Raw genomic sequence first — 23984 nt, 5'->3', positions numbered from 1 at the left:
TTGCGGGAGAATTGGAGCTGCAAAGCCAACCAGTTCCCCGGAACGAAAGGCACCTGTCGGGTGAAGACGATACGCCAAGGACGACCGCCGGTGAAGGTGGGTCGCGATGACCCCAGTCTGACCCCGTCGGCGGGTGTGGTGCTGGTCGCTGAGGTGGACCGGATCCTCGGGGTCACCGACACCATCGACGCCCACGTGGGCCGCATCAAGAAACGACGCCAGGGCCTCTCGGGCGGCCAGGTGGTGCTGGCGATGGCCGAGACCATGCTGACCGGCGGGGACTTCATGGTCGACTTGGACCACGTCCGCGCCGATGGTGCGGGCGCTGCGTTGCGGGCGGTCCCCGAGCCGCCGGCATCGACGACGTTCAACGCCCTGGCGCAGCGCTTCGACGATGTGGCCATTGCCGACCTGGAGGCAGCGGTGGGCGAGCTTGTGGGGCGTGGCTTCGCCCTGATGCCCGAGCCGCGACGGGCAGAACTCGTTGCCGTGCGCCCCACCATTGACCTCGATCCCACCGACATCGAGGTCTACGGCCCCAAGAAGGAAGGGGTGGCCTACAACTACGCCGGGCAGCGGTGCGGTCGGGCCCACCCAGCAGTGTGGGCCGAAGCCGGCGTCGTGCTCGCCGCGGATCTCGGGTCGGGCCGCGATGACCCCCGACCCCAAGCGCCGTCGCTCATCGCCCGCTCGGTGGCGGCCCTGCCTGAGGGTCTGGGACGGCCCCGGGTCCGGGCCGACTCGGGGTTCTTCGACAAGGCCGTGGCCGACGCCGCCGTGGCCCACGGGTGCGACTTCGCCATCGCCGTCAAGCGCAACGCCGCGGTGTGGCGGGCCGAGCGGGCCGTTCCCGAGACGCACTGGCGCCCCGCTGAACGCATGGCCGCTGAGGTGGCCGAGTGCCCCTACCGGCCCGCTGGCTGGCCCGAGGCAACCCGCACCATCGTGCGCCGGGTGCGCCTGGGCGCAGAGGACATCTCCACCGATGCCCGCTCCCGGCGCCGGCGCACCATCGACCCAGACCAGCTCCGCTTGGTCCTCGACGGCGAAGCAGACCACGCCTACGCCTACAGCTTCATCATCACCAACCTCGACGGCGACATCATCGACATCGAGGCCTGGTTCCGAGAGCGCGCCGACGTCGAGGAACGCATCAAGGACTCCAAGTGCGGCCTCGCCCTGCGCCACCTGCCCTCCGGCCACGCCCGCGTCAACCAGATCTGGATGTGGGCCGCGCTGCTCAGCCTCAACCTCTCCGCCTGGCTCCAAGCCCTCAGCGGCGCCGACACCGAGGGCCGGGCCCACGCCAAACGCCTCCGACGCGAGCTGATCTGCATCCCCGCCCGGGTCCTCCGCCACGCCCGCCAAGTGGTGCTGCGCCTGAGCCCCACACAACGCCGCGGTCCGTTCCTCACGGTTTGGGCGGCACTACGAGCGCTCCCCAGTGCCGGACCCTGACACAGACGTCCCGGCCGCCACCGCCCCTCGCCCTGGCCGCCACGACAACCACCAACACCGGCCCATCACCCTCACCCCTCGCGCCCCCACACCACCACACGACGAAGCCACCAGGCCCCTCACGACGATCAGCACGAATTCAAGCCAGACATGAACCCCGCCCACGAACACCTCGCGGATCTAGGTCAGACCACGTCGAACGGTGCGATTGGGTCAACCGGCTGGCGGTGATCGTCCAGCGGTCGAGGCACCCTTTGTCAGGAGGGGCCGGAGAACTGGCCGCCTCGGTCGGAGCGACCCTGGTCGACGGCGGGGGCGTGGTCGTCCTCGTAGCGGGTGAGCTCGGCGCGGCCCACGACGTGCCAGTGCACCTCGTCGGGTCCGTCCGCGAGCCGGAGCGTGCGCTGCCCGGCGTACATCCGGGCCAGCGGCGTCCACTGGGAGACCCCGGTGGCGCCGTGGATCTGGATCGCCTCGTCGATGATCCGACAGACCCGCTCGGGCACCATGGCCTTGACCGCGCTGACCCACACCCGGGCCTCGGCGTTGCCCATGGTGTCCATGGCCCGCGCCGCGCGCAGCACCATGAGGCGCATGGCCTCGATCTCGATGCGGGCCTTGGCGATGACCTCGGTGTTCTTGCCGAGGCGGGCGAGGGGCTTGCCGAACGCCTCGCGGTTCAGGCCCCGCCTAACCATCAGCTCGAGGGCCCGCTCGGCGGCCCCGATGGAGCGCATGCAGTGGTGGATGCGGCCGGGGCCGAGGCGGATCTGAGAAATCTCGAAGCCGCGGCCCTCGCCGAGGAGCATGTTGGCCGCCGGCACCCGCACGTCGGTGAAGCGCAGGTGCATGTGACCGTGGGGGGCGTCGTCCTCGCCGAAGACCTCCATGGGTCCGAGGACCTCGACGCCGGCGTTGTCCATCGGGACGAGGATCTGGGACTGGCGGCGGTGGGCCGGGCCGTCGGGGCTGGTCTCCACCATGGCGATCATGACCTTGCAGCGGGGGTCGCCGGCGCCCGAGATGTAGAACTTCTCGCCGTTGATGACCCACTCGTCGCCGTCCAGCACGGCCCGGGTGGCGATGTTGCGGGCATCGGAGGAGGCCACGTCGGGCTCGGTCATGGCGAACGCCGAGCGGATCTCCCCGGCGAGCAGCGGCGTGAGCCACTGCGCCTTCTGCTCGGGGGTGCCGACGCGCTCGAGCACCTCCATGTTGCCGGTGTCGGGCGCGCTGCAGTTGAGGCACTCCGAGGCGATCGGGTTCTTGCCCAGCTCGGCGGCGATGTAGGCGTAGTCGAGGTTGGAGAGCCCCTCGCCGGTCTCGGAGTCGGGGAGGAAGAAGTTCCACAGCCCGTTGGCCTTGGCCCTGGCCTTCACCGAGTCGAGCAGCTCGAGCTGGCCCTCGCCGTAGCTCCACCGCTCGGCCCGGCCCTCGCCGAGGCGGAAGAACTCCTCGGTGATCGGCTCGACCTCCTCGGCGATGAAGGTCCTGACCGCCTCGTACAGGGGCAGGCCGTGCTCGGACATCGAGAGGTTGAGAGCGGCGTCGGTCGGTGAGCCGGAGTGCATCCCTGGAGCAGCCACGGAGGGTCCCTTCGGTGGTGGGTCTGGGACTCGAGGCTGGCACGCAGCGGCGCGGCGCGCCTCCCTCGCAGGCGCGGCCTCTGGAGCCCCGGGGCGGCGTCGCCGCGGCGCATCGATCACCATGGGACTGGGGCCCGACTTGGTTTCCCCCGAACTGCCACCCTCCTATGCCCTGGACGCCCACCAGGGTGGCGGTTTCGCTCGAGGCTGAGGGTGGCCACCCGACTCGATCGGAACCGCCGCCGACTCGGCACCGGCCGCCCGGTACCGTCTTCGCCATGGCCGATGCACCCGAGACCACCGTCGACGTGAAGCCCCGCAGCCGCGACGTCACCGACGGCATCTTGAAGGCCCCGGCCCGGGCGATGCTCCGCGCCGTGGGCATGGGCGACGGCGACTGGGACAAGCCCCAGGTGGGCATCGCCTCGGCCTGGAACGAGATCACGCCCTGCAACATGACGCTGCGCACCCTGGCCGAGCACACCAAGGTCGGCGTGCGCGCCGCGGGGGGCTGGCCCATGGAGTTCGGCACCATCACCGTGAGCGACGGCATCAGCATGGGCCACGAGGGCATGCGGGCCTCGCTGGTGAGCCGCGAGGTCATCACCGACTCGGTCGAGACCGTCGTCCACGCCGAACGCCTCGACGGCTTCATCGGCCTGGCCGGATGCGACAAGAGCATCCCGGCGATGCTCATGGCCGCGGCCCGCCTCGACCTCCCGAGCGTGCTCGTCTACAACGGCAGCACCCTGCCCGGGGAGCTGGACGGCGAGGCCCTCGACATCACCAGCGTGTTCGAGGCCGTCGGCGCGTGCGCCCGCGGGGCCATCACCACCGAGCAGCTCACCGAGATCGAACGCCACGCCTGCCCCGGCGAGGGGGCCTGCGGGGGCATGTTCACGGCGAACACCATGAGCAGCATCGGCGAGGCGCTCGGCCTGTCGCTGCCGGGCAGCGCGTCGCCCCCCGCGATCGACACCCGACGCCACCGCGACGCCGAGGCCGCCGGCCGTGCCGTCGTCGAGATGCTCCGCCTCGGCATCACGCCCCGGATGATCATGACCAAGGCCGCGTTCGAGAACGCCATCGCCGTCACCTCCGCCCTCGGGGGCTCGACCAACGCCGTTCTCCACCTGCTCGCCATCGCGAATGAGGCCGAGGTCGACCTCGAGCTCGAGGACTTCAACCGCATCGCGGCCCGGGTGCCTCACCTCGCCGACCTGAAGCCCGGCGGCAAGTTCCACATGCGCGACCTCGACGAGGTGGGCGGCGTGCCGGTCGTGATGAAGCTGTTGCTCGAGGCGGGCCTGCTCCACGGCGACGTGCTCACCGTGACCGGCCGCACCATGGCCGAGAACCTGGCCGACATCGACCCCCCCGGACCCGACGGCGTCGTCGTCCACCCCCTCGACCAGCCGCTGCACGCCGAGGGAGGCCTCAACGTCCTCACCGGGTCGCTCGCCCCGCAGGGATCGGTGGTGAAGGTCGCCGGGCTCACCGCCCTGCAGATGCGCTTCGAGGGAACCGCCCGGGTGTTCGACGGTGAGGACGCGGCCATGGAGGCGATCCTCGCCGGTGCCATCACGGCCGGCACGGTGCTGGTGATCCGCTACGAGGGGCCCAAGGGCGGCCCCGGCATGCGCGAGATGCTGGCCATTACCGGTGCCCTCAAGGGCGCCGGGCGGGGGGCGGACTGCGCCCTCATCACCGACGGCCGCTTCAGCGGGGGGACCTGGGGCTTCTGCATCGGCCACGTCGCCCCCGAGGCGGTCGACGGCGGGCCCATCGCCCTGGTGGCCGACGGCGACACGATCCTCGTCGACGTCCACGAGCTGCGCCTCGACCTGCTGGTCGACGAGGTCGAGCTGGCCCGCCGGCGTGACGGCTGGACGCCGCTGGCGCCCCGCTACACCCGAGGCGTGCTCGGCAAGTACGCAAAGCTCGTGCAGGGCGCCGAGACCGGCGCCATCACCAACCCCCGTTGAGCAGGTTGAGCCGCCACCGCCGGCCTCGTCGGCGCTGAGCGGGTGCCGCCACGGGGCCCACCGGCCGAACTGGTCGGGGGATCGGGGGCCCCGACCCCGGGATCGGCTACCAGTTCGCCCTCCGAACGACGACCCGCTGAACTGGTCGGGGGATCGGGGGCCCCGACCCCCGGATCGGCTACCAGTTCGGGTGCTTTGTGCCTCGGGGCGCGAGCGCCTCACTGCAGGCGTCGCAGGTGCCGGGCCCGCCGGGCTCGAAGGAGCGTCCGGTGGGGTCAGGCGACAGCGCCTCCCCGCTGCACACGGCGGTGCCGGCCTCGGGATCGAGGGCGTGGAGGTCGCCGACAGGGACCCAGCGGGGCACGGGGCTGGGCCCGACGTCGCCGACCTTGTGGTCGAGCGGCGTCCATCCCCGGGCGCCCAAGACGAACGAGGCGACGGGCATCAGCGTCGCTCCTCGTCCCCGGTGACGAACCTCGACTGCATCTCGACCTCCTACGGCGACGGTCGACCATCTCGCTCGACCTCCTACGGCGACGGTCGACTACCCCGACGAGCGCCGCTCAACCCGCACCGCGCCGCGCCGCGCCGGTCGGGCGCGCACCAGCGATGCCGGAGCGATGTGCGTGGTTCACCGCGAAGCGGGAAGGGGACCGCCGCCAGCGCACGGGCGGGCCGACACCACCAACCGTTGACCTGGAGGTCATCATGGGATCCTCGAAGAACCGAGCCGGACGCGAGCATCGAGCGGTCGCCCGCGATGCCGGGCTCGGACGCATCTCCTTCGTCAGCATCGTCGCCGGCACCATGTCGGCCTATGGGGCCTTCGCCATCGTGGCCGCCATCACCGGCGCCCTGCTGACCCGCATCGACGTCGACACCGACTTCCAGACCAACGACTGGACGGGCAGCGGCATGGTCGCCGCCCTGGTCACCGCGGCCGTGCTGCTCCTCGCCTACCTCTTCGGCGGCTACGTCGCCGGGCGCATGGCCCGCCGAGCCGGCATCCTCCACGGCGTCCTCGTCTTCGTGCTGAGCCTCGTCGTCGGCGCGCTCGCCGGGGGCGCCGCCAGCCTCTCGGAGGGCACCGACATCGAGGACAACCTCCAGAGCATCGGCGTCCCCACCTCGACCGACCAGATCGAGGGCGTGGCCATCGCCAGCGCCGTCATCTCGCTCCTGGCGATCATCGTCGGGGCTGTGCTCGGCGGCATGCTCGGCGAGCGCTGGCACACCAAGCTGGCCCGCCGGGTCGTCGACCCGGCATACGGGCCCGAGGCCGAGGCCCGAGCCCGTGCCGAGCGCGAGGAGCACCGGCGCGAGGAGCACGTCGATCACGACGAGGTCGTCCGGCGCGAGGCCGCGAACGAAGGCGCCCGGCGAGAGGCCGCGAACGAGGAGGCCCGGCGTGAGGGCGCCCAGCGCCAGGCCGCGGAGGAGGGCGCCCGACGCAAGGCCTCCGATGAGTCCGCCGACGGGGCGCGCCATGGCGACCGCACCGCCGTCGACGACCGCCCGGCGGCTGACGACCGCACCGCCGTCGACGATGGCCCTGCGGCACCGGGTCCGCAGGGCTCGCCCGGCGTCGACACCCGCGACCAACCCGAACCGGTCCGGACCGACGCCCCCCCGCCCCCGCCTCCCCCGGCGGCTCCGGCCCCGAACGCAGCGCCCCCGCGGCCCGGGCCGGCCGGTCGGCGACCGCAGTGAGAGGCCGCGCCCGGAGGGACGCGGCCGAGGCGGTCATCGTGACCGCAGCGGTTGCTCGTGGGGGCTCGCGTCCCTGATGAGCCCGCGGGTGGGTCTGGTGCTCGGCGCCGGTGGAGTGGTCGGGCAGGCCTATCAGGCCGGGGTGCTGACGAGCCTCGCGCACGACCTGGGATGGGACCCCCGCACCGCAGAGGTGGTGGTGGGCACCTCGGCCGGCTCGGTGACCGCCACCCTTCTGCGCCTGGGCGTCTCGGCGTCCGACCTGGCCGCCGGAGCGGTGGAGGCGCCGCTGTCGGATGAGGGCGCCCCGGTGATCGAGGAGCTGAGAGGCGACCCGCCCGCCATCCCCCCGCCCACCTGGCGCAACGTGGCGCGACCGTGGCGTCCGCCGTCCCCGTCGCTGCTGGTGCGGAACCTGCGCCGGCCCTGGGCCTTCCGCCCCTCGGTGGCGGCGCTGACGCTGATGCCGGCGGGCACGGTCGACATCGAGCGGCAGGCCGAGGCGTTGGCCGAAGCCACCGAGGGGGCCCCCTGGCCTGAGCGGCTGTGGATCTGCACCGTGCGCCGCCGCGACGGGGCCCGCGTGGTGTTCGGCCGACCGGGCGCGCCGTCCGCGCCGCTGTCGAAGGCTGTGCTGGCGTCGTGCGCCATCCCCGGTTACTTCCGCCCCATCGGCATCGACGGGGAGGAGCACCTCGACGGCGGCGTGCACTCGTCGACCAACGCGGATGTCCTGCGCGACGAGGGGCTCGACCTGGTGATCGTCGTGGCATCGATGTCGGTCGCCGGGGGGTGGGCCGCGGTGCCCGACGTCCTGCTGCGCCGCGGGGTCCACCGTCGCCTCGACCGCGAGCTGAGCCGGCTCCGCCGGGCGGGGACGACCGTCGTGCGCATCGAGCCCGGCCCGCGCGTGCTCCGAGCCATGGGGGTCAACGCCATGGCCGACGGCCGTGGCGCCGACGTGGTGCGCGAGGCGTTCCTCGACACCGGTCGTCGGACGTCACAGCCCGAGGTCGCGGCACGGTTGGCGTCGCTCTCGCCGCAGGCCGCCCGGCGCAACCAGACCGGCGCGTCGGCGGCCACGTGACCACGGCGGCGACGTGACCGTCATCGGCGCCGTCCGTGCCTCGGTGGGTACCGTCGGGTCGTGACCGGGCCCGCCGACGACACGTCCCTCGCCGACGACACGTCCACCGCGGATGACCGTCCTCCCGCGGCCGATCGCCTCGACCGGTACCGCTCGATGCGAGACTTCGAGGTCACGGGCGAGCCGTCAGGGATCGCCGAGGCGCCGTCGGCCGCCGGCGGTGACCGGTTCGTCGTGCAGCGCCACCGGGCCCGCCGCCGCCACTACGACCTCCGGCTCGAGATGGGCGGCGTCCTCGTCAGCTGGGCCGTGCCCAAGGGGCCGACGCTCGATGCCCGGCAACGTCGCCTGGCGGTGCACGTCGAGGACCACCCCCTCGACTACTTCGACTTCGAGGGCACCATCCCCGAGGGGGAGTACGGCGGAGGCGACGTGATCGTCTGGGACTGGGGGACCTGGGCTCCGGACGAGGACGACCCCGTGGCTGCGGTCGAGGCCGGCGAGCTGCACTTCGACGTCTTCGGCGAGCGCCTCGTCGGCCACTACGCCCTCGTCCGCAGGGGCGACGGTGACCAGTGGCTGCTCATCCACAAGGGCGATGCCCACGCCGTCGCCGGCTGGGACCCCGAGGACCATCCCACCTCGGTGCGCAGCGGGCGCACCAACGACGAGGTGCGGGCGGAGGCGGAGGCGATCGACCAGGAGCCTTCGGACGCGAGCGCATCGACGGCCCCGCGTCGCGCCGAGGTCCTGGGGGAGGCATCGACGCTCCCCGAGTGGGACCCGCCCACCCCCGACGAGCTCGACGCCCTCGACGCCCTCGGCGCCAAGGGCGAGTGGGAGCTGCAGGGCCGCACGCTGAAGCTGACCAACCTCGACAAGGTGCTGTTCCCGGCGACGGACGACGATGCCCCGGTGACCAAGCGCGACCTGATCCGTTACCACGCCGTCATCGCCCCGACCATGCTGCGGTACCTCTTCGACCGGGCGGTGAACTCCAACCGCTTCCCCCGGGGCGTCGACGCGCCCGGCTTCTGGCACAAGGCCGTTCCCAGCCACGCCCCGGACTGGATCACCCGGTGGGACTACCCCGGCGCCGGCGCGAAGGACACACGGACCTACATCGTCCCCGACAGCCCGGCGACGCTGGCCTGGCTGGCCAACTACGGAGCGGTCGAGCTCAACCCGTGGAACTCCCGCACCGCGTCCTGGGAGGAGCCGTCCTGGGCCTACATCGATCTCGACCCGGGGCCGCGCAACGACTTCGATGACGTCATCGTGCTGGCCCGACTGCACAAGGTGGTGCTCGACAGCCTCGGGGTGCGGGCGGGGGCCAAGGTCACCGGCAAGCGGGGCATCCAGATCTGGGTGCCGATCGCCGCGGGCCACTCCTTCGAGCAGGCCCGGGAGTGGGTCGAGACCGTCTCGCGCGCCGTGGGGCGCACGGTGCCCGAGCTGATCAGCTGGGCCTGGAACAAGAAGGACCGCGGCGGCCTCGCCCGCCTCGACTTCACCCAGAACGCCATCAACAAGACCCTCGTCGCCCCCTTCAGCGCCCGCCCCGCCCCCGGCGCCCCGGTCTCGGTGCCCATCACCTGGGACGAGCTCGACGACCCCGACCTCACGCCCGATCGCTGGACGGTGCGCACCGTGCTGGACCGGGTCGAGGAGGTGGGTGACCCCCTCGCCGAGCTCGTCGGCCTGCCCCAGCGCCTGCCGCCCCTGTAGACCGTCGCGTCGGGCCCGGTCGCCGTGAGGCCGAGGCCGGGGCGGGGACCGGGGCTCAGGTGGGTCGGGCCGAGAAGCGTCGGGCCTCGCCCTGCGGCGTTCCGTCGTCGGTGACGTGGACCGAGTAGTCCTGGCCCCGCCGGTTGGATGCGGCCCAGTCGTGGGCCGCGTCCTCGCTGACGAGGGGCGGGCTCATGTCGCCCTCGGAGGCCTCGACCGTGTAGCTGGTGGTCATGGGCTCGACTCTACGAGCGTGGCCGACCGATGCGACCGGTGCGCGGAGGAGCCACGCGGCAGCGACTCACGCCGGGGCGTCGGCGAGGTGGCGTTCGAGGCGCCGCAGCGACTTCTCGTTGCGGGCCACGATCAGGGGTTGCAGCAACGGGCTCAACGGGGCCACGAGCCCCAGCGGACCCTCCTCCATGGTCACCCTCGTCCCGCCGGCCGTCTCCTCGAAGGTGATCTGCACCCGGGCCCGGCCCATCGGACGGGCGCGAGCGCGCAGCACGAGCTGCGCCGGTGGCTCAGCCTCCTCGGAGACCGTCGAGTCCTTGACCGTCAGCGGCCCGAGCAGCCCCACCCGGTGGCCGAAGGCAGAGTCCGGTGCAGGCCAGTCGTCGTCGACCGAGAGGATCTCCTGGGTCCCCACCAGCCAGTGGGGGTAGCTGCGAGGGTCTGACACGACCTCGTACACCCGGTCCCGGGTGAAGGGCAGGTCCCTCGTTGCGACGCCCACGTCGGGGACCTCCTCGGATCGGCACGGGGTGCGCCGAAGTTCTGCCCTTCCCCACCGTCGAGGACGGAACCATGTGGGTGTGTGCGGGCGAGGCCGGGAAGGGGGAGTCGACTCGCAGGAGGATGCCGTGACCGAGAACCGCCCACCCGACAGCGCTGTGCTGCTCGATGTCGACGGCACGTTGGTGGACACCAACTGGATCCACACCGTCGCCTGGGCTCGCGCCCTGCGCCGCTGTGGGCGCCTGGTGGCCATGCACCGCATCCACCCGCTCGTCGGCATGGGCGCCGATCTCCTCGTGGAGGAGCTGGTCGGGGAGGAGGTCCCCGGCGCGAGCGAGGCGCACCACGACGAGTACGAGGCCCTCCGACCCGACGTGCGGCTCCTGCCCGGGGCTCGGGAGCTGATCCGCGCCGTGCACGGCTTGGGTCTGGCGGTGGTGCTGGCCTCGTCGTCGAAGGAGGACGAGCTGGACTTCCTCCGCACCCTGCTCGACGCGGAGGACTGGCTGAGCGCGGCGACCAGCTCCGGCGACGCGGAGGTCAGCAAGCCGGCACCCGACATCTTCGCCGCCGCCCTCGACCGGGTCGGGGTGGCACCGGAGAGAGCGATCGTGGTCGGCGACACCGTGTGGGACGTGCAGGCCGCCGACCGAGCCGGCCTCTCGACGGTCGGCCTGCTCACCGGCGGAACCCGGGGCATCGAGCTGCTCGGGGCCGGAGCCGTCGAGGTCCACGAGGACCCCGCCGCGCTCTGTCGCGCCCTGGCGGGCAGCGCCATCGCCCGTCTCGCGTCGACCGGCTGACGAGGCCCTCGCCGCCGTCCTCGGGGCGGCGTCGGGTTGGCCCGCGGAGGAGCGGTCAGTGCCGTCGCCCGGACCTTCACCAGAAAGGCTGCGCCCGATGCACGCGGACATCGAGATCGAGGTCGACGGTGAGGTGCGCTCGACGACCGTCGACACCCGGACGACCCTGCTGGACGCCCTGCGGGACCGGCTGGGGGTCACGGCGCCCAAGAAGGGCTGCGACCACGGTCAGTGCGGCGCGTGCACCGTCCTCCTACACGGCCGACGGGTGCTGTCGTGTCTCACCCTTGCAGTGGCCCACGACGGGGCCGTCGTCACCACCGCCGCCGGGGTGGCCGTCGGTGACGCGCTGCACCCCGTCCAGGAGGCGTTCGTCGACCACGACGGCTTCCAGTGCGGCTTCTGCACCCCGGGCCAGATCTGCTCGGCCATCGCCATGCTCGAGGAGGCCGCAGCCGGCCACCCGAGCCACGTCACCGACGACCTCGTCGCGCCCGTCACCCTCGACGACGACGAGATCCGCGAGCGCATGAGCGGGAACCTCTGCCGGTGCGGGGCGTACGTGAACATCCTCGCCGCGGTCCGCTCGGCGGCTGGGACATGAGGCCCTTCGACTACGAGGTGGCGACCGACGCCCCGTCCGCCGTGGCCGTCGTCGTCGGTCGGGCCGACGCCGCCTTCCTCGGCGGCGGCACCAACCTGATCGACCACATGAAGCTCGGCATCGCCGACCCCGCTCTGCTCGTCGATGTGACCCGCCTGCCGACCGGCGAGATCACCGACCGCCCCGACGGTGGGTTGCGGATCGGCGCGACCGTGCGCAACAGCGACCTGGCCGCCGACCGGCGCGTCCGTGAGCGCTACCCGGTGCTGAGCCAAGCCCTCCTGGCTGGGGCGTCGGGCCAGATCCGCAACATGGCGACCACCGCCGGCAACCTGCACCAGCGCACCCGCTGCGTGTACTTCCAGGATGTCACCACCCCGTGCAACAAGCGTGAGCCGGGATCGGGCTGCTCGGCCCTCGGTGGCTACACGAGGTACCACGCCATCCTCGGGGCATCCGAGCACTGCATCGCCACCCACCCGTCGGACATGGCGGTGGGCCTCGCCGTCCTCGACGCGTCGGTGATCGTCGCGGGGGTCGACGGCGAGCGGAGCGTGCCCTTCGAGGACCTCCACCGCCTGCCGGGTGATCGGCCCGACCTCGACACGACGCTGGCTCACGGCGAGCTGGTGACCGCCGTCGACCTCCCTGCTCCCGGGCGCCCCGTCCGGTCCGCGTACCGCAAGGTGCGCGACCGGGCCTCCTACGCCTTCGCCCTGGTGTCGGTCGCGGTGGTGCTCTCGGTCGATGACGCCACGGTGACCGACGTGCGCATCGCGCTCGGCGGGGTCGCCCACAAGCCGTGGCGGGCGCACCGAGCCGAAGCCGTCCTTCGGGGCGCGCCGGCCACCGTTGTGTCCTACGAGCGAGCCGCCGACGCCGAGCTCGAGCCCGCCGCGCCGCAGGACGGAAACGGCTTCAAGGTGCCGATGACCCGCGCCACGCTCGTCGCCACCCTGCGCGACCTGACCACGGAGGACCGATGACCGACATGCTGGAACCCCGGGCCATGGGGCGCGATCGGGTCCGCCACGACGCCCGGGCCAAGGTCACCGGTGCCGCGCTGTATGCCGGTGACCACGCGGTCGAACGGCCCGTCCACCTCCACGTGCTCCAGGCGTCGATCGGCCGGGGACGGGTGACATCGATCGACGCGTCGGAGGCCTCGGCCCTCGACGGTGTGCTGACCGTCCTCACCCACGAGAACGCCCCGCAGCTGTCGAACGCAGATGACGCCGAGCTGTTCATCCTCCAGTCGCCCGCGGTTGCCTTCCGCGGCCAGATCATCGGTGCGGTGCTGGCCGAGACACCGGAGGTCGCCCGCCAGGCGGCCGGGTCGGTGCGCGTCGCGTATGACGTCGAGGCCCACGACGTCGACCTCCGAGCCGACCGCGACGACCTCTACGCGCCCGAGGAGGTCAACGCCGGCTACGCGACCGACACCGACGACGGCGATGTCGACGCCGCCTACGACGCCGCGCCCCGAAGGGTCGACCAGAGCTACCGGACCCCGCTCGAGGTCAACAACCCCATGGAGCCCCACGCCACCACCGCGACGTGGTCCGAGGACGGGCTCACGCTCCACGACTCGACCCAGGGCGTCCACAGCGTCCGGGCGACCATCGCCCCCCTCTTCGGCCTCGACGAGGACCAGGTCCGGGTCGTGGCTCCCCACGTGGGTGGCGGCTTCGGGTCGAAGGGCACCGCGCACGCCCACATCGCCCTCGCCGCCATGGCCGCGAAGGTGAGCGACGGGCGCCCGGTGAAGCTGGCCGTCACCCGGCAGCAGATGTTCTCCCTGGTCGGGCACCGCACGGCGACGATCCAGCGGGTGCGGCTCGCGGCGGACGAGGCCGGGCACCTCACCGCCGTCGCCCACGAGGTCGTCGAACACACGTCGCGGATCAAGGAGTACGCCGAGCAGACGACGGTGCCCACCCGCTCGATCTACGCCACGCCCAACCGGCGCACGTCGCACCGCCTCGCCCCCCTCGACGTGCCCGTCCCGTCGTGGATGCGGGCGCCGGGGGAGTGCCCGGGCAACTTCGGTCCCGAGGTCGCCATCGACGAGCTGGCCGAGGTGTGCGGGCTCGACCCGATCGAGCTGCGCGTCCGCAACGAGACCGACGTCGACGCGGCCACGGGCCTGCCCTTCTCCAGTCGGACGCTCGTCGAATGCTTCGACATCGGGGCCCTGCGCTTCGGGTGGTCGGACCGGCCCACCGTCCCCGGGTCTCGAGTGGTCGACGGCTGGCGGGTCGGTCTCGGGGTGGCCACCTCGACCTACCCGGTGCACACCATGCCGGGCTCGGTGGCGAAGGTGCGTTCGGAGGGTGAGGGCCACTACGCGGTGCACATCGGCGCCGTCGACATCGGCACCGGGACGTGGACCGCCCTGGCCCAGATCGCGGCCGACGCCCTCGACGTGGCCGTCGAGTGCATCGACCTGGAGATCGGCGACACGTCCCTGCCCTACGCCACGGTCGCCGGCGGATCGTCGGGCATCCGATCGTGGGGCTCGGCCATCGTCGAAGCGGCGCGCCGGCTGCGGTCCGAGCACGGCGACCACCCGCCGGAGGGGGCGAACGGCGAGTCCGAGGCGGCCGACAACCCCGACACCGAGCAGTACGCCATGCGCGCCTTCGGCGCTCAGTTCGCCGAGGTGCAGGTGCACTGCGACACCGGTGAGATCCGGGTGCCGCGGATGCTCGGCGTCTTCGCCGTGGGCCGCATCGTCAACCCCCGCACCGCCCGCTCCCAGCTCGTCGGGGGCATGACCATGGGGCTCTCGATGGCGCTCCACGAGCAGGCGTTCCTCGATCGGGCCACCGGGCACATCGTCAACCACGACCTGGCCGAGTACCACATCGCCGCCCACGCCGATGTGGCCGACATCGAGGCCATCTGGGTCGACGAGGAGGACCCGCACCTCAACCCCATGGGCACCAAGGGCATCGGGGAGATCGGCATCGTGGGCGCGGCGGCGGCCATCGCCAACGCCGCCCACGCGGCCACCGGCACCCGGGTGCGGGAGCTGCCCCTCACCGCCGATCGCTACCTGCCGTGACCGACGGCGCGTCGCCCCGGGTCTGGGTCGACCACGATCAGTGCGTCAGCTCGGGCGCGTGCGTGTTGGAGGCGCCCGACGCCTTCGCCTACCAGGACGGGCCCGAAGCCTTGGCCGTCGCCCTCCCCGCCGCGCAGGCACTGCCCCGGAGTCGCCTCGAGGAGCTGGCCGACCTCTGCCCGATGGGGGCGATCCACCTCGCGGAGCCGGAGCCGGACCGGCCCGGCACCTGACGATGCCGAGGTCGCGGCCCACTTGAGGCGCGGCCGTCGGGCGGGACCAGGCGTCGCGATGCCCTGGTCAGCGGTCGGGGGTCAAGCGGTCCAGGACACCGCGAGCGACGGGGACCGGACGCTGGTGCTCACCCATCACCGCGTTCAGCACCACGAGGGCACCGGTGAGGACGGGAACGGTCCACTGCACCACGCGCAGCCTCTGCTGCGGCCCGGCGGCGCTCTCGGGCGTCTCCGGGGCCGGTTCCGTGGCGCCCTCGACCGGTGCGTCGCCTGCGTCACCGACCTGGTTGCCGAGCCACGCGGCGTAGGCGTGGGCGGCGAGGGCCAGCCCCGTGAGCGCCGCCTTGCTGGTGGCGACGGTGGCCACGCCCTTCTGGCTGACGATCCGGCCTCGGTTGGCGCGCGTGATGCCGATGCCGGCCAGCACGTGGGCGCCGGCGGCGACGGTGTTGACCGGCTGCCACCGCGACCAGCCGATCGCCGCAACCCGAGCCCGGTCGGTCTCGTCGCGCACCTGAGCGGCGGCGCCGTTCAGCCCGATCACGCCCATCAGCGATCCGCCGAACCACGCCGCCAGGCTGGCGTCGTGCACCACTCGAACCGTCACATCTCTCATCATCGACCTCATCTGCCGAGGAGCTCTCGAGCTACCCGAGCACCTCATCTTCCAGCGGACTCTCGGGCTACCCGAGCACGGCGGACGGGAACGGCCCGGTCACGGCGGATGGGAACGGCCCGGTCACGGCGGACGGAAACGGCGCCCCGTCGCCCGTCGCTTCGCCCCGGCACGTCAGTGAGGCCGTTTCGCCCGTCGTGGGCCAGGGCAGACGCGATCGATCCCCAACCCCCGGGGGCCGTCGCCCGGCGAGCAGTGGCGGGCACACCCCGTTTACCCTGGTCCCGAGGGGAAGAGGCGAAGCCCCACCCAAAGGAGCCCTCATGGCCACCTCCCCCGGAGCTACCTCCAACGCTTCTTCCCGAACCGAGTCGTCGTGGAGGCCGGGAACGCTGGCGTCCACGCTGGCCCTCGTCGTCGGCGCCACCTTCCTGCTCATCGGCATCCTGGGCTTCGTCCCTGGCGTCACCCCGGGCCTCGGCGACATCAAGCTGCTGGGCCACGAGTCGGGCGCCGAGCTCCTGGGCCTGTTCCAGGTGTCGGTGCTGCACAACATCGTGCACCTGCTCTTCGGCGTCGTCGGCCTCTGGGCCGCCCGACGGGCCGACATCGCCGTCACCTACCTCGTGGCCGGTGGAGCCGTCTACCTGGTGCTCACGCTCTACGGCGTGGTCATCGACCGAACGTCGGACGCCAACTTCGTCCCGCTCAACGAGGCCGACAACTGGCTCCACCTCGGTCTCGGAATCGGGATGGTCGGCCTCGGCGCCCTCGCCGCCGCCGCCGCCCGTCGCGACCCCGCACGCCGCGACGCAGTGGTGCGCTAGCGACCGGCGTTGCGGCTGGGGCGCCTGTCGTCGGGAGACCTGTGCGCCTGCGCCGGACGCCGCATCGGGAGCTGTGGGAGCCTGGGACGGTGGGACCGCTCGTCCAATCCGACCGGCGGCACCGCTTCGACCTCGCACCTCCGGAGCTGTGGGCGCGGATGGGCCAGGTCGACCGGTACCGCTCCTGGTGGCCGTGGCTGCGCGAGCTCGACGCCGAGGGCCTCCGTACCGGCGAGGTCTGGACCTGCGTGGTGCAGCCGCCGCTGCCCTACCGGCTGCGGTTCGACCTGACCCTCGACGAGGTGGTCCCTGAGCGGTCGGTGGCGGCGACCGTCAGCGGCGACATCGAGGGCTCGGCGTCGTTCGAGATCAACGAGGTGGCCGGGGGCAGCGAGCTGCACCTCGCCTCCGCCCTGGCTCCTCGCCACCCGGTGCTGCGAGCCATGGGGACCGTCGCCCACCCCATCGCCCGGTTCGGCCACGACTGGGTGATTGACACCGGCCTCCGCCAGTTCCGCGACCGCAGCGGTTGACGGGGCGGAGCGCGACGCCCGCGCCGGCAGGAACGTCGGGGTGCTGACGTGCCGCGGTCGGACGACGGTGAGATCGGGTCAGGTCGGGAGGCGGTCGGCGGCCGCCACCGCGGCGTGGAGGCGGGCGGCGACGGCAGGGGTGAGCTCGCTCCGGCGGGCGCGCCAGGTCCAGTTGCCGTCCTCGCGGCCGGGGGTGTTCATGCGGGCCTGGGAGCCGAGGCCGAGCACGTCCTGGAGCTGGACGACGGCCAGGCGGGCCGGGGAGGAGAGGGCGAGCCGGACGAGCGTCCACCAGGGCTCGTCCTCCACGACCCGCGCCGAGGCGGCGGCGACGAGGAAGCGCTCGCGGGTCTCCGACCTCGAGGCGTCCCACCACCCCCGGGCGGTGTCGTTGTCGTGGGTGCCGGAGTAGCAGACGCTTCGCTCGACGTGGACGCTGGGATGGTGGTCCGACGCGTCGTGCACCTCGGCGTCGAAGGCGAACTGGAGCACCTTCATGCCGGGGAACCCGAGGCCGTCGCGCAGGCGCTCGACGGCGGGGGTGATGAGCCCGAGGTCTTCGGCGATGACCGGCAGCGTCCCGAGCTCGGCCCGCGCCGCGTCGAACACCGCCCGCCCCGGGCCCCGCACCCACTGCCCCTCGACGGCGGTCGGGCAGGTCTCGGGCACGGCCCAGTAGGCGGTGAAGGCCCGGAAGTGGTCGATGCGGGTCAGGTCGACCAGCTCGAAGGTGCGCCGCAGGCGCTCGACCCACCACCGATACCGGCGCCGCTGGAGCGCGGGCCAGTCGTAGAGCGGGTTGCCCCAGCGCTGCCCGGTGGCGCTGAAGAGGTCGGGCGGCACGCCGGCCACCACGCCGTCCTGGAACAGCTCCGGGTGCGAGAGGTGATCGGCGCTGCCGGCGGCCACGTATATGGGCACGTCGCCGATGAGTGAGATGCCCCGCTCGGCGGCGTGGCGCCGCACCGCGCCCCACTCGCGGTCGAAGCGCACCTGGTCGAGCACCGCGTCGCGCCCGCCCGCCCACCGCTCCCAGTCGTCGATCCACGCCCCGTGGCGGGCGCGGAACGCCTCTTCCTCTTCCGCGCCAACCGGCGCGCGGCGACGCGCCAGCAGCCCGGGCCAACCAGCGAACGCCGACGCCGAGCCGTAGGGCGAGCGGTGCGCGTCCGGCGGGCCGAGGGGCAGCACCTGCCACCACGACGCGCCGGCGTCGGCCAGCCAGTCGACGAAGCGGAGGGCGTCGTCGCCCAGGCGGCCGCCGGGGATCGATGTGACATGGGCCAACACTCCTGCCCCTCGGGGGACGGCGAAGGGCTCGGAGCCCTTGGTGGCGCTGGAGGAGATGGGGGAATCGAGGGGCAAGATCCGGCCTGGGTGCGTCGGGGGGCGGGGTTGGGTGACCACGGCGCGGGTAGTGGGGGCCGGTGCCAGCAGTGCCCTTCCCCGCCCGCAGCAAACCACCCCACCGCATCCAGATCGAGCACCTGTCGCCCGTCCTCGACTGCGGTCGCTACCCGGCCAAGCGCACCGTCGGCGAGGCCGTGCCCGTCGCCGCCGACATCTTCTCCGACGGCCACGACGTGCTGCGAGCCGTCGTCCGCTGGAAGGCGCCCGACGACGATGGCGACGGCGGCGGCGACGGCGACGGGCGGTCCTGGCAGGAGACGCCGCTGCACCCCGTCGACGCCCACATCCAGGGCGTCCGCTGGGAGGGCTCCTTCCCCGTCGACGCCCTGGGCCGCTGGACGTGGACGATCGAGGCGTGGTCCGACGTCCTGGCCTCGTGGCACGTGGAGCTGACCCGGAAGGTCGCCGCCGGCCAGGACGACCTCAACAGCGAGCTGGCCGAGGGGGCCGTGCTGCTGCGGGCCGCGGCCAAGCGGGCCAAGGGCGCCGACCGGGCCGCCCTCGCCGCCGCCGCCGACGCGGTGGAGGCTCACGGCTCCTCGATGTGGTCTACAACCACACCGCCGAGGGCAACCACCTGGGCCCGATGCTCTCGTTCAAGGGCATCGACAACACCAGCTACTACCGGCTGATGCCCGATGACCCCCGCTACTACATGGACTTCACCGGCACGGGCAACTCGCTCAACGCCGTGCATCCCAGCACGTTGCGGCTCATCATGGATTCGCTGCGCTACTGGGTGACGGAGTGCCACGTCGACGGCTTCCGCTTCGACCTGGCCAGCGCCCTGGCCCGGGAGCTCTACGAGGTCGATCGCCTCTCAGCCTTCTTCGACACTATCCACCAGGACCCGGTCCTCTCGCAGGTCAAGCTCATCGCCGAGCCCTGGGACGTCGGCCCCGGCGGCTACCAGGTGGGCAACTTCCCGGTCCTGTGGACCGAGTGGAACGGCATGTACCGCGACACCATGCGCGACTTCTGGCGGGGCCGGTCCGACCACTCCGAGTTCGCGTCGCGCCTCACCGGGTCGAGCGACCTCTATGAGTCCGACGGCCGCTCGCCGGTGGCGTCGATCAACTTCTTCACCGCCCACGACGGCTTCACGCTCTCGGACCTCGTCAGCTACGACCACAAGCACAACGAGGCCAACAAGGAGGACAACCAGGATGGCACCGACGACAACCGGTCGTGGAACTGCGGCGTCGAGGGCCCCAGCGACGACGCCGAGGTCCTCGCCCTCCGGGCCCGTCAGCAGCGCAACATGATGACGACCCTGCTCGTCAGCCAGGGCGTCCCCATGCTCCTCGGCGGCGACGAGATCTGTCGCAGCCAGGGCGGCAACAACAACGCGTGGTGCCAGGACAACGAGATCTCGTGGTTCGACTGGGAGCTCGACGACGCCGCCCGGGCGATGTACGACTTCACCCAGCGGCTGATCCGCCTCCGCCAGGAGCACCCGGTGTTCCGTCGCCGGCACTTCCTGCGGGGTGATTCCGGTGACGAGCCGGGCCTCCCCGACGCCTGGTGGTTCCGGCCCGACGGCCGGCGCATGACCACCCGCGACTGGAACCGCGCCGACAGCCACGCCGTGGGCCTGTTCCTGAACGGCAGCGAGATCCCCTACCGAGACCGCCGGGGGCGCACGATCGACGACGACTCGTTCATCCTGCTCTTCAACGCCCACCACGAGGATGTCGACTTCGTGCTCCCGGCCCGCCGCTTCGGTGCCCGGTGGGCCCTGGAGCTCACCACCGTCGACCCGGCCCTCGCCGCCGGCGCGTGGTCCTCGCCATCTCGTGACCAGGTCGAGATCATGGCCCGGTCGATCACGATCCTGCGCCGCCAGGAGTAGCGAACCCGTGTCCGAACCTGTCGCCGAGCCCGTGTCCGACGTCGACGCCGACGGTGGTCGCCACCGCCTGCTCGCCACCTACCGCCTCCAGCTCTCGCCCGAGCTCGACTTCGCCGCGGTTGCCGAGCTGGTCCCCTACCTGCGCGACCTCGGTGTGTCGCACCTCTACCTCTCGCCCGTCCTCCGGGCTCGGGAAGCCTCCACCCACGGCTACGACCAGGTCGATCCCACCCGCGTCTCGGACACGCTGGGCGGGGAGGAGGGCCTGCGGGCCCTCGCCGCCCAAGGCCTCGGCATCGTGCTCGACATCGTGCCCAACCACATGGGCACCGGAGAGGAGAACCCCTGGTGGACCGACGAGGCCCGGCGCGAACAGTTCTTCGACCTCGACGCCGAGACGGGTCGATGGCGCCGGTTCTTCGATGTCGACGACCTCGCCGCCCTGCGCCAGGAGGACGACGAGGTCTTCGAGACAACCCACCGCAAGGTGCTCCAGCTGCTGGCCGACGGTGTGGTCGCCGGTGTCCGCGTCGACCACCCTGACGGCCTGGCCGACCCGGCCGGGTACCTCGAGCGGCTGGCGGCCCAGGGCACGGGGGACGTGTGGATCGAGAAGATCCTGCACACCGGTGAGGTCCTGCGCGACTGGCCGGTGTCGGGCACCGTCGGGTACGAGTTCCTCAACGACGTGACCGCCCTGTTCGTCGACCCCGCCGGCGAGGCCCCCCTCACCGAGCTGTGGCACCGGATCTCGGGCGACACCCGCCCCTTCGCCGAGGTGGCGGCCGAGGCCGAGCTCGAACAGGCCCGCACCTCGTTCGCCCCCGAGGTCGAGCGCCTGGCCCGGGTCGCGGCGGCCGAGGGCCTGAACGACCTGGCCGACGTCGAGCTGTTGTCGCGGGCGGTCGCAGCCCTACCCGTGTACCGGACCTACGTGGAGCCGTGGAGCGGCACCGTCGACGACGGCGATCGCAAGGCTCTCGCCACTGCTGACCTGCCGGACGACCTCGCCCGGGTGCTGTTGCTGGAGGAACCGGGCCACGACTCCTTCGTCACCCGCTTCCAGCAGACGACGCCGGCGATCACGGCCAAGGGCATCGAGGACACGGCCTTCTACCGGTACCTGCGCCTGCTGGCCCTGAACGACGTCGGCGGCGACCCCGGCCGCTTCGGGCTCTCGGTCGACGCGTTCCACGCCGGCAACGCGGAGCGCGCCCGCCGCTTCCCGCGCAACCTGCTCATCTCCTCGACCCACGACACCAAGCGCTCCGCCGACGTGCGGGCCCGCCTCGGCTTGCTGGCCGGGAGGGCCGAGGAGTGGCGGGACCACGTGCAGGGGTGGATGACGCTGACCGATGACCTGGTGGAGGGCGGCGCCCCCGACGACGCCGAGCGCTACCTCGTGTTCCAGACCCTGCTCGGGGCCTGGCCCATCGACGAGGAGCGCCTCTCGACGTACCTGCGCAAGGCGCTGCGGGAGGCGAAGCGGACGACGAGCTGGATCGAGCCGGACGAGTCGTGGGAGGGCCGTGCCATCGGCTTCGCCACCGCGCTGCTCGGCCACCGCCCCTTCCTCGACTCCTTCCTGCCGTTCGCAGCAGAGATCGGGGTCGAAGGGGAACGGGTGGCCCTGGGCCAGGTGCTGCTGAAGCTCACCAGCCCGGGTGTGCCCGACATCTACGGGGGCGACGAGCTGGCCGACCTGTCCCTCGTCGACCCCGACAACCGGCGCCCCGTCGACTGGGAGCACCGCCGCCGGGTGCTCGACAACTTGGCCGCCGGGGCCGAGCCGGAGGCGGCCACGGCCAAGCTGTGGCTGATCCGCGCCGCCCTCGCCCTGCGAGCGCGTCGGACCGATGCCTTCGAGGGCGCCTATCGCCCGCTCGACGCCGGACCCCACGTCGTCGCCTTCGCCCGCGGCGACGACGAAGTGCTCGTGGTGGTTCCGGTGCGGCCCGACTCCGCGGCCGCCGAGGCCGCCGTCATCGCGGTGCCCGACGGGCGGTGGCTCAACGTCCTCGACGGCGGCGAGCGCGAGGTGTCCGGCCCCGAACCGTGGGACGACCTGGTGGGCGGGTGGGGGATCGGCCTCTACGAGCGGACCTGACCTCGGCCGCGGCGACGATCGGGACGGTTTCAACCGATCCGGAGGCGCCCCTGCCAGGAAGTGCCCCGGACCGACGCCGCCATGGGAAACCGTGACCCGCTTCGACGGTCAGCCGGGCAGCGTTTCGCCGCCGATGGGCGCGAGCACCTCGCCGGTGTAGTAGCTCGCCATGCGCTCGGAGGCGAAGAACACGTAGGAGGGGGCGATCTCGTCGGGATGGGCCGCCCGTTCCATGGGGACCTGCTCGCCGAAGCTCTCGACCTTCTCTTCGGGCATGGTGGCCGGGATCAGCGGCGTCCACACCGGGCCGGGGGCCACGGCGTTGACCCGGATGCCCCGGTCGACGAGCACCTGGGCCATCGAGTAGGTGAAGGCGTTGATGGCGCCCTTGGTGGCGGCGTAGTCGATGAGCGCCTTGTTGCCCCGCAGGCCGTTGATCGAGCTGGTGTTGACGATGGCGGCGCCCTCGGACATGTGGTGCAGGGCGGCGCGGGTGCACCAGAAGTAGCTGTGGATGTTGGTGCGGAAGGTGCGTTCCCACTGCTCGGTCGACAGCTCCTCGAGGGAGTCGACCGGCTGCTGGTAGGCGACGTTGTTGACGAGGATCTCGATGCCGCCGAGCTCTTCGACGGTGCGGGTGACGGCCTCGTTGCAGCGGTCCTCCTGGGACAAGTCGCCGGGCAGGAGCAGAGCACGGCAGCCCTCGGCCTCGACCAGGTCTGCGGTGTGGCGGGCGTCGTCGTCCTCCGAGAGGTAGGCGATGGCGACGTCCGCACCCTCCTTGGCGAAGGCGATGGCGACGGCCCGGCCGATGCCGGAGTCACCGCCGGTGACGAGCGTCCGCTTCCCGGCGAGGAGTCCTCGGCCCTCGTAGCCGCGCATCTCGTCGCGGGGCTCGGGCGTCATCTCGTCGGTGCGGCCCGGGTAGGGCTGGGACTGGGCAGGACGCGTGGCGTCGGGCATCGGCACCTCTCCAGGGCGGTGGCCCGGCGATCGGACCCTCCGGGGACTGCCACCCGGGTCGGCGAGCAAACCCCTGGCGACGGCGGATTGGCGAGGCGATGTCCCTGCCGACGCGAAGCGCTTGACGAGGGCGAGTGCGGTGTCCACCGCAGGTTGGCCGATGGTCGTGGGCCGCCGGGGACTCGAACCCTGAACCAGCGGGGCAAAAGGGAAACCAGCAACGACCCCTTGACAAGTTCCGTTGTGGGCCACCAGGGACTCGAACCCTGAACCAGCGGGTTAAAAGCCCGATGCTCTGCCAGTTGAGCTAGTGGCCCGGGGCCGGCGCGATTCGCGGTCGAAAACCCCATCCGCGGAGCGGAGGCCGGCTCCAGAGGGCCGAGCGTAGGCGTTGATCGGCTGTAGCTCGCTCGGATCTGCCGTCTCGCCAGCCCAGTGGGCGTCATCGCCTGGCCCTGGGCGCGCCACACTCGCCGTCCCAGCCGGCTCGGCGGTTCAGACACCCCAGGGCCCGTAGGTGTCAAGAGGCGATCTTGAGGGGTTGGTCGTTGCGGTGGGCCCAGGCGGTGGTTTCGTTGTAGGGGGTGTGGTGGTGGAGGCAGCCGTGGAGGATGCCGACGAGACGGTTGCCGAGGGCGCGGAGGGCTTTGTGGTGGCTGTCTCCTTGAGCGCGT

20 protein-coding genes, 1 tRNA gene and 3 pseudogenes are annotated in these 23984 nt (G+C 72.4%); 15 read left to right on the top strand and 9 right to left on the bottom strand.

Translation table 11 applies throughout. The annotated features are described in order from the left end of the window. Positions 1-90 precede the first annotated feature (90 nt). Positions 91-1458, top strand: coding sequence for an IS1380 family transposase (locus tag VNL12_RS20370; protein ID WP_325597162.1), 1368 nt, complete (start codon positions 91-93; stop codon positions 1456-1458). A gap of 257 nt (positions 1459-1715) precedes the next feature. Here the strand turns inward: VNL12_RS20370 and VNL12_RS20365 are convergent, their stop codons facing one another. Continuing rightward, positions 1716-3029 (bottom strand): acyl-CoA dehydrogenase family protein, encoded by a 1314-nt coding sequence (locus tag VNL12_RS20365; protein WP_349257894.1) that lies wholly within the window; start codon positions 3027-3029, stop codon positions 1716-1718. A 293-nt stretch (positions 3030-3322) separates the two neighbouring features. Here VNL12_RS20365 and ilvD point away from each other — a divergent pair, with 293 nt between their 5' ends. Beyond that, the gene (gene ilvD, locus VNL12_RS20360) at positions 3323-5029 is read left to right on the top strand and encodes a dihydroxy-acid dehydratase (protein WP_325597158.1); all 1707 of its coding nucleotides are present in this window, start codon (positions 3323-3325) and stop codon (positions 5027-5029) included. A gap of 178 nt (positions 5030-5207) precedes the next feature. Here the strand turns inward: ilvD and VNL12_RS20355 are convergent, their stop codons facing one another. Continuing rightward, on the bottom strand, positions 5208-5474 hold the full coding sequence (locus tag VNL12_RS20355) for a hypothetical protein (protein WP_325597156.1): 267 nt from the start codon (positions 5472-5474) through the stop codon (positions 5208-5210). Positions 5475-5737: 263 nt separating this feature from the next. On the opposite strand from VNL12_RS20355, the gene VNL12_RS20350 reads away from it, so the two are divergent. From VNL12_RS20350 to VNL12_RS20340, 3 genes are all read left to right on the top strand, one after another. Next, positions 5738-6739, top strand: a complete 1002-nt coding sequence (locus VNL12_RS20350; protein ID WP_325597154.1) for a YrzE family protein — start codon at positions 5738-5740, stop codon at positions 6737-6739. Between the two features lie 76 nt (positions 6740-6815). Continuing rightward, positions 6816-7826, top strand: coding sequence for a patatin-like phospholipase family protein (locus tag VNL12_RS20345; protein WP_325597152.1), 1011 nt, complete (start codon positions 6816-6818; stop codon positions 7824-7826). A 60-nt stretch (positions 7827-7886) separates the two neighbouring features. Further along, complete coding sequence (locus VNL12_RS20340) at positions 7887-9554, top strand: DNA polymerase ligase N-terminal domain-containing protein (protein ID WP_325597150.1); 1668 nt, start codon at positions 7887-7889, stop codon at positions 9552-9554. Positions 9555-9609: 55 nt separating this feature from the next. On the opposite strand, the gene VNL12_RS20335 is transcribed toward VNL12_RS20340, so the two are convergent. Together VNL12_RS20335 and VNL12_RS20330 are read right to left on the bottom strand one after the other, a co-directional pair. Then, positions 9610-9789: a hypothetical protein gene (locus VNL12_RS20335; protein WP_325597148.1), complete on the bottom strand. Its 180-nt coding sequence runs from the start codon at positions 9787-9789 to the stop codon at positions 9610-9612. 66 nt (positions 9790-9855) lie between these two features. After that, positions 9856-10290: an SRPBCC family protein gene (locus VNL12_RS20330; protein WP_325597146.1), complete on the bottom strand. Its 435-nt coding sequence runs from the start codon at positions 10288-10290 to the stop codon at positions 9856-9858. A gap of 127 nt (positions 10291-10417) precedes the next feature. Between VNL12_RS20330 and VNL12_RS20325 the strand changes: the two genes are divergently transcribed. From VNL12_RS20325 to VNL12_RS20305, 5 genes are all read left to right on the top strand, one after another. After that, positions 10418-11095 (top strand): HAD family hydrolase, encoded by a 678-nt coding sequence (locus tag VNL12_RS20325; RefSeq protein WP_325597144.1) that lies wholly within the window; start codon positions 10418-10420, stop codon positions 11093-11095. Between the two features lie 97 nt (positions 11096-11192). After that, positions 11193-11699: a 2Fe-2S iron-sulfur cluster-binding protein gene (locus VNL12_RS20320; protein ID WP_325597142.1), complete on the top strand. Its 507-nt coding sequence runs from the start codon at positions 11193-11195 to the stop codon at positions 11697-11699. Continuing rightward, on the top strand, positions 11696-12685 hold the full coding sequence (locus tag VNL12_RS20315; RefSeq protein ID WP_325597140.1) for a xanthine dehydrogenase family protein subunit M: 990 nt from the start codon (positions 11696-11698) through the stop codon (positions 12683-12685). Before VNL12_RS20320 ends, VNL12_RS20315 begins: the two co-directional genes overlap by 4 nt. Next, a complete protein-coding gene (locus VNL12_RS20310; protein WP_325597138.1) occupies positions 12682-14766 on the top strand; it encodes a xanthine dehydrogenase family protein molybdopterin-binding subunit in 2085 nt (694 codons plus the stop codon). The genes VNL12_RS20315 and VNL12_RS20310 overlap by 4 nt, the downstream gene beginning before the upstream one ends. Beyond that, positions 14763-14999 (top strand): ferredoxin, encoded by a 237-nt coding sequence (locus VNL12_RS20305; protein ID WP_325597136.1) that lies wholly within the window; start codon positions 14763-14765, stop codon positions 14997-14999. The genes VNL12_RS20310 and VNL12_RS20305 overlap by 4 nt, the downstream gene beginning before the upstream one ends. Before the next feature lie 67 nt (positions 15000-15066). On the opposite strand, the gene VNL12_RS20300 is transcribed toward VNL12_RS20305, so the two are convergent. Continuing rightward, positions 15067-15618 carry a hypothetical protein gene (locus VNL12_RS20300; protein ID WP_349257892.1) on the bottom strand — a complete coding sequence of 184 codons (552 nt, stop codon included), beginning with the start codon at positions 15616-15618 and terminating at the stop codon, positions 15067-15069. 323 nt (positions 15619-15941) lie between these two features. Here VNL12_RS20300 and VNL12_RS20295 point away from each other — a divergent pair, with 323 nt between their 5' ends. Further along, positions 15942-16445: a DUF4383 domain-containing protein gene (locus VNL12_RS20295; RefSeq protein WP_325597132.1), complete on the top strand. Its 504-nt coding sequence runs from the start codon at positions 15942-15944 to the stop codon at positions 16443-16445. Positions 16446-16534: 89 nt separating this feature from the next. Further along, the gene (locus VNL12_RS20290) at positions 16535-16978 is read left to right on the top strand and encodes an SRPBCC family protein (protein ID WP_325597130.1); all 444 of its coding nucleotides are present in this window, start codon (positions 16535-16537) and stop codon (positions 16976-16978) included. Between the two features lie 78 nt (positions 16979-17056). Here the strand turns inward: VNL12_RS20290 and VNL12_RS20285 are convergent, their stop codons facing one another. After that, on the bottom strand, positions 17057-18343 hold the full coding sequence (locus tag VNL12_RS20285; protein ID WP_325597128.1) for a 4-alpha-glucanotransferase: 1287 nt from the start codon (positions 18341-18343) through the stop codon (positions 17057-17059). 62 nt (positions 18344-18405) lie between these two features. Between VNL12_RS20285 and VNL12_RS20280 the strand changes: the two are divergent. The 3 genes and pseudogenes from VNL12_RS20280 to treY form a co-directional block, all read left to right on the top strand. Then, positions 18406-18915: pseudogene (locus VNL12_RS20280) on the top strand (maltotransferase domain-containing protein); the annotation flags it as partial. After that, positions 18843-20240 (top strand): annotated as a pseudogene (locus VNL12_RS20275) (glycogen debranching protein); the annotation flags it as partial. The pseudogenes VNL12_RS20280 and VNL12_RS20275, both read left to right, overlap by 73 nt. A 7-nt stretch (positions 20241-20247) precedes the next feature. Further along, positions 20248-22347, top strand: coding sequence for a malto-oligosyltrehalose synthase (treY, locus tag VNL12_RS20270; protein WP_325597122.1), 2100 nt, complete (start codon positions 20248-20250; stop codon positions 22345-22347). 108 nt (positions 22348-22455) lie between these two features. Here treY and VNL12_RS20265 read toward each other — a convergent pair whose 3' ends face one another. The 3 genes and pseudogenes from VNL12_RS20265 to VNL12_RS20255 all read right to left on the bottom strand — a co-directional run. Beyond that, on the bottom strand, positions 22456-23310 hold the full coding sequence (locus VNL12_RS20265) for an SDR family oxidoreductase (protein WP_325597120.1): 855 nt from the start codon (positions 23308-23310) through the stop codon (positions 22456-22458). 244 nt (positions 23311-23554) lie between these two features. Continuing rightward, positions 23555-23627 (bottom strand) — tRNA-Lys (locus VNL12_RS20260). 203 nt (positions 23628-23830) lie between these two features. Next, positions 23831-23984, bottom strand: a pseudogene (locus VNL12_RS20255) (IS110 family transposase); the annotation flags it as partial.

Origin of the sequence: Iamia sp. (assembly GCF_035575815.1) — a bacterium.
GTDB lineage: Bacteria > Actinomycetota > Acidimicrobiia > Acidimicrobiales > Iamiaceae > Iamia.
This window is presented reverse-complemented; position numbering and strand designations above follow the sequence as displayed.

Excerpts from the sequence above, each read along its gene's own strand:
- VNL12_RS20345 (WP_325597152.1), top strand. The coding sequence starts at position 6,816 with ATGAGCCCGCGGGTGGGTCTGGTGCTCGGCGCCGGTGGAGTGGTCGGG.
- VNL12_RS20355 (WP_325597156.1), bottom strand. The coding sequence starts at position 5,474 with ATGCCCGTCGCCTCGTTCGTCTTGGGCGCCCGGGGATGGACGCCGCTC.
- ilvD (WP_325597158.1), top strand. The coding sequence starts at position 3,323 with ATGGCCGATGCACCCGAGACCACCGTCGACGTGAAGCCCCGCAGCCGC.
- VNL12_RS20320 (WP_325597142.1), top strand. The coding sequence starts at position 11,193 with ATGCACGCGGACATCGAGATCGAGGTCGACGGTGAGGTGCGCTCGACG.
- VNL12_RS20295 (WP_325597132.1), top strand. The coding sequence starts at position 15,942 with ATGGCCACCTCCCCCGGAGCTACCTCCAACGCTTCTTCCCGAACCGAG.
- VNL12_RS20365 (WP_349257894.1), bottom strand. The coding sequence starts at position 3,029 with ATGCACTCCGGCTCACCGACCGACGCCGCTCTCAACCTCTCGATGTCC.
- VNL12_RS20350 (WP_325597154.1), top strand. The coding sequence starts at position 5,738 with ATGGGATCCTCGAAGAACCGAGCCGGACGCGAGCATCGAGCGGTCGCC.
- VNL12_RS20265 (WP_325597120.1), bottom strand. The coding sequence starts at position 23,310 with ATGCCCGACGCCACGCGTCCTGCCCAGTCCCAGCCCTACCCGGGCCGC.
- VNL12_RS20300 (WP_349257892.1), bottom strand. The coding sequence starts at position 15,618 with ATGAGAGATGTGACGGTTCGAGTGGTGCACGACGCCAGCCTGGCGGCG.
- VNL12_RS20310 (WP_325597138.1), top strand. The coding sequence starts at position 12,682 with ATGACCGACATGCTGGAACCCCGGGCCATGGGGCGCGATCGGGTCCGC.
- VNL12_RS20315 (WP_325597140.1), top strand. The coding sequence starts at position 11,696 with ATGAGGCCCTTCGACTACGAGGTGGCGACCGACGCCCCGTCCGCCGTG.
- VNL12_RS20335 (WP_325597148.1), bottom strand. The coding sequence starts at position 9,789 with ATGACCACCAGCTACACGGTCGAGGCCTCCGAGGGCGACATGAGCCCG.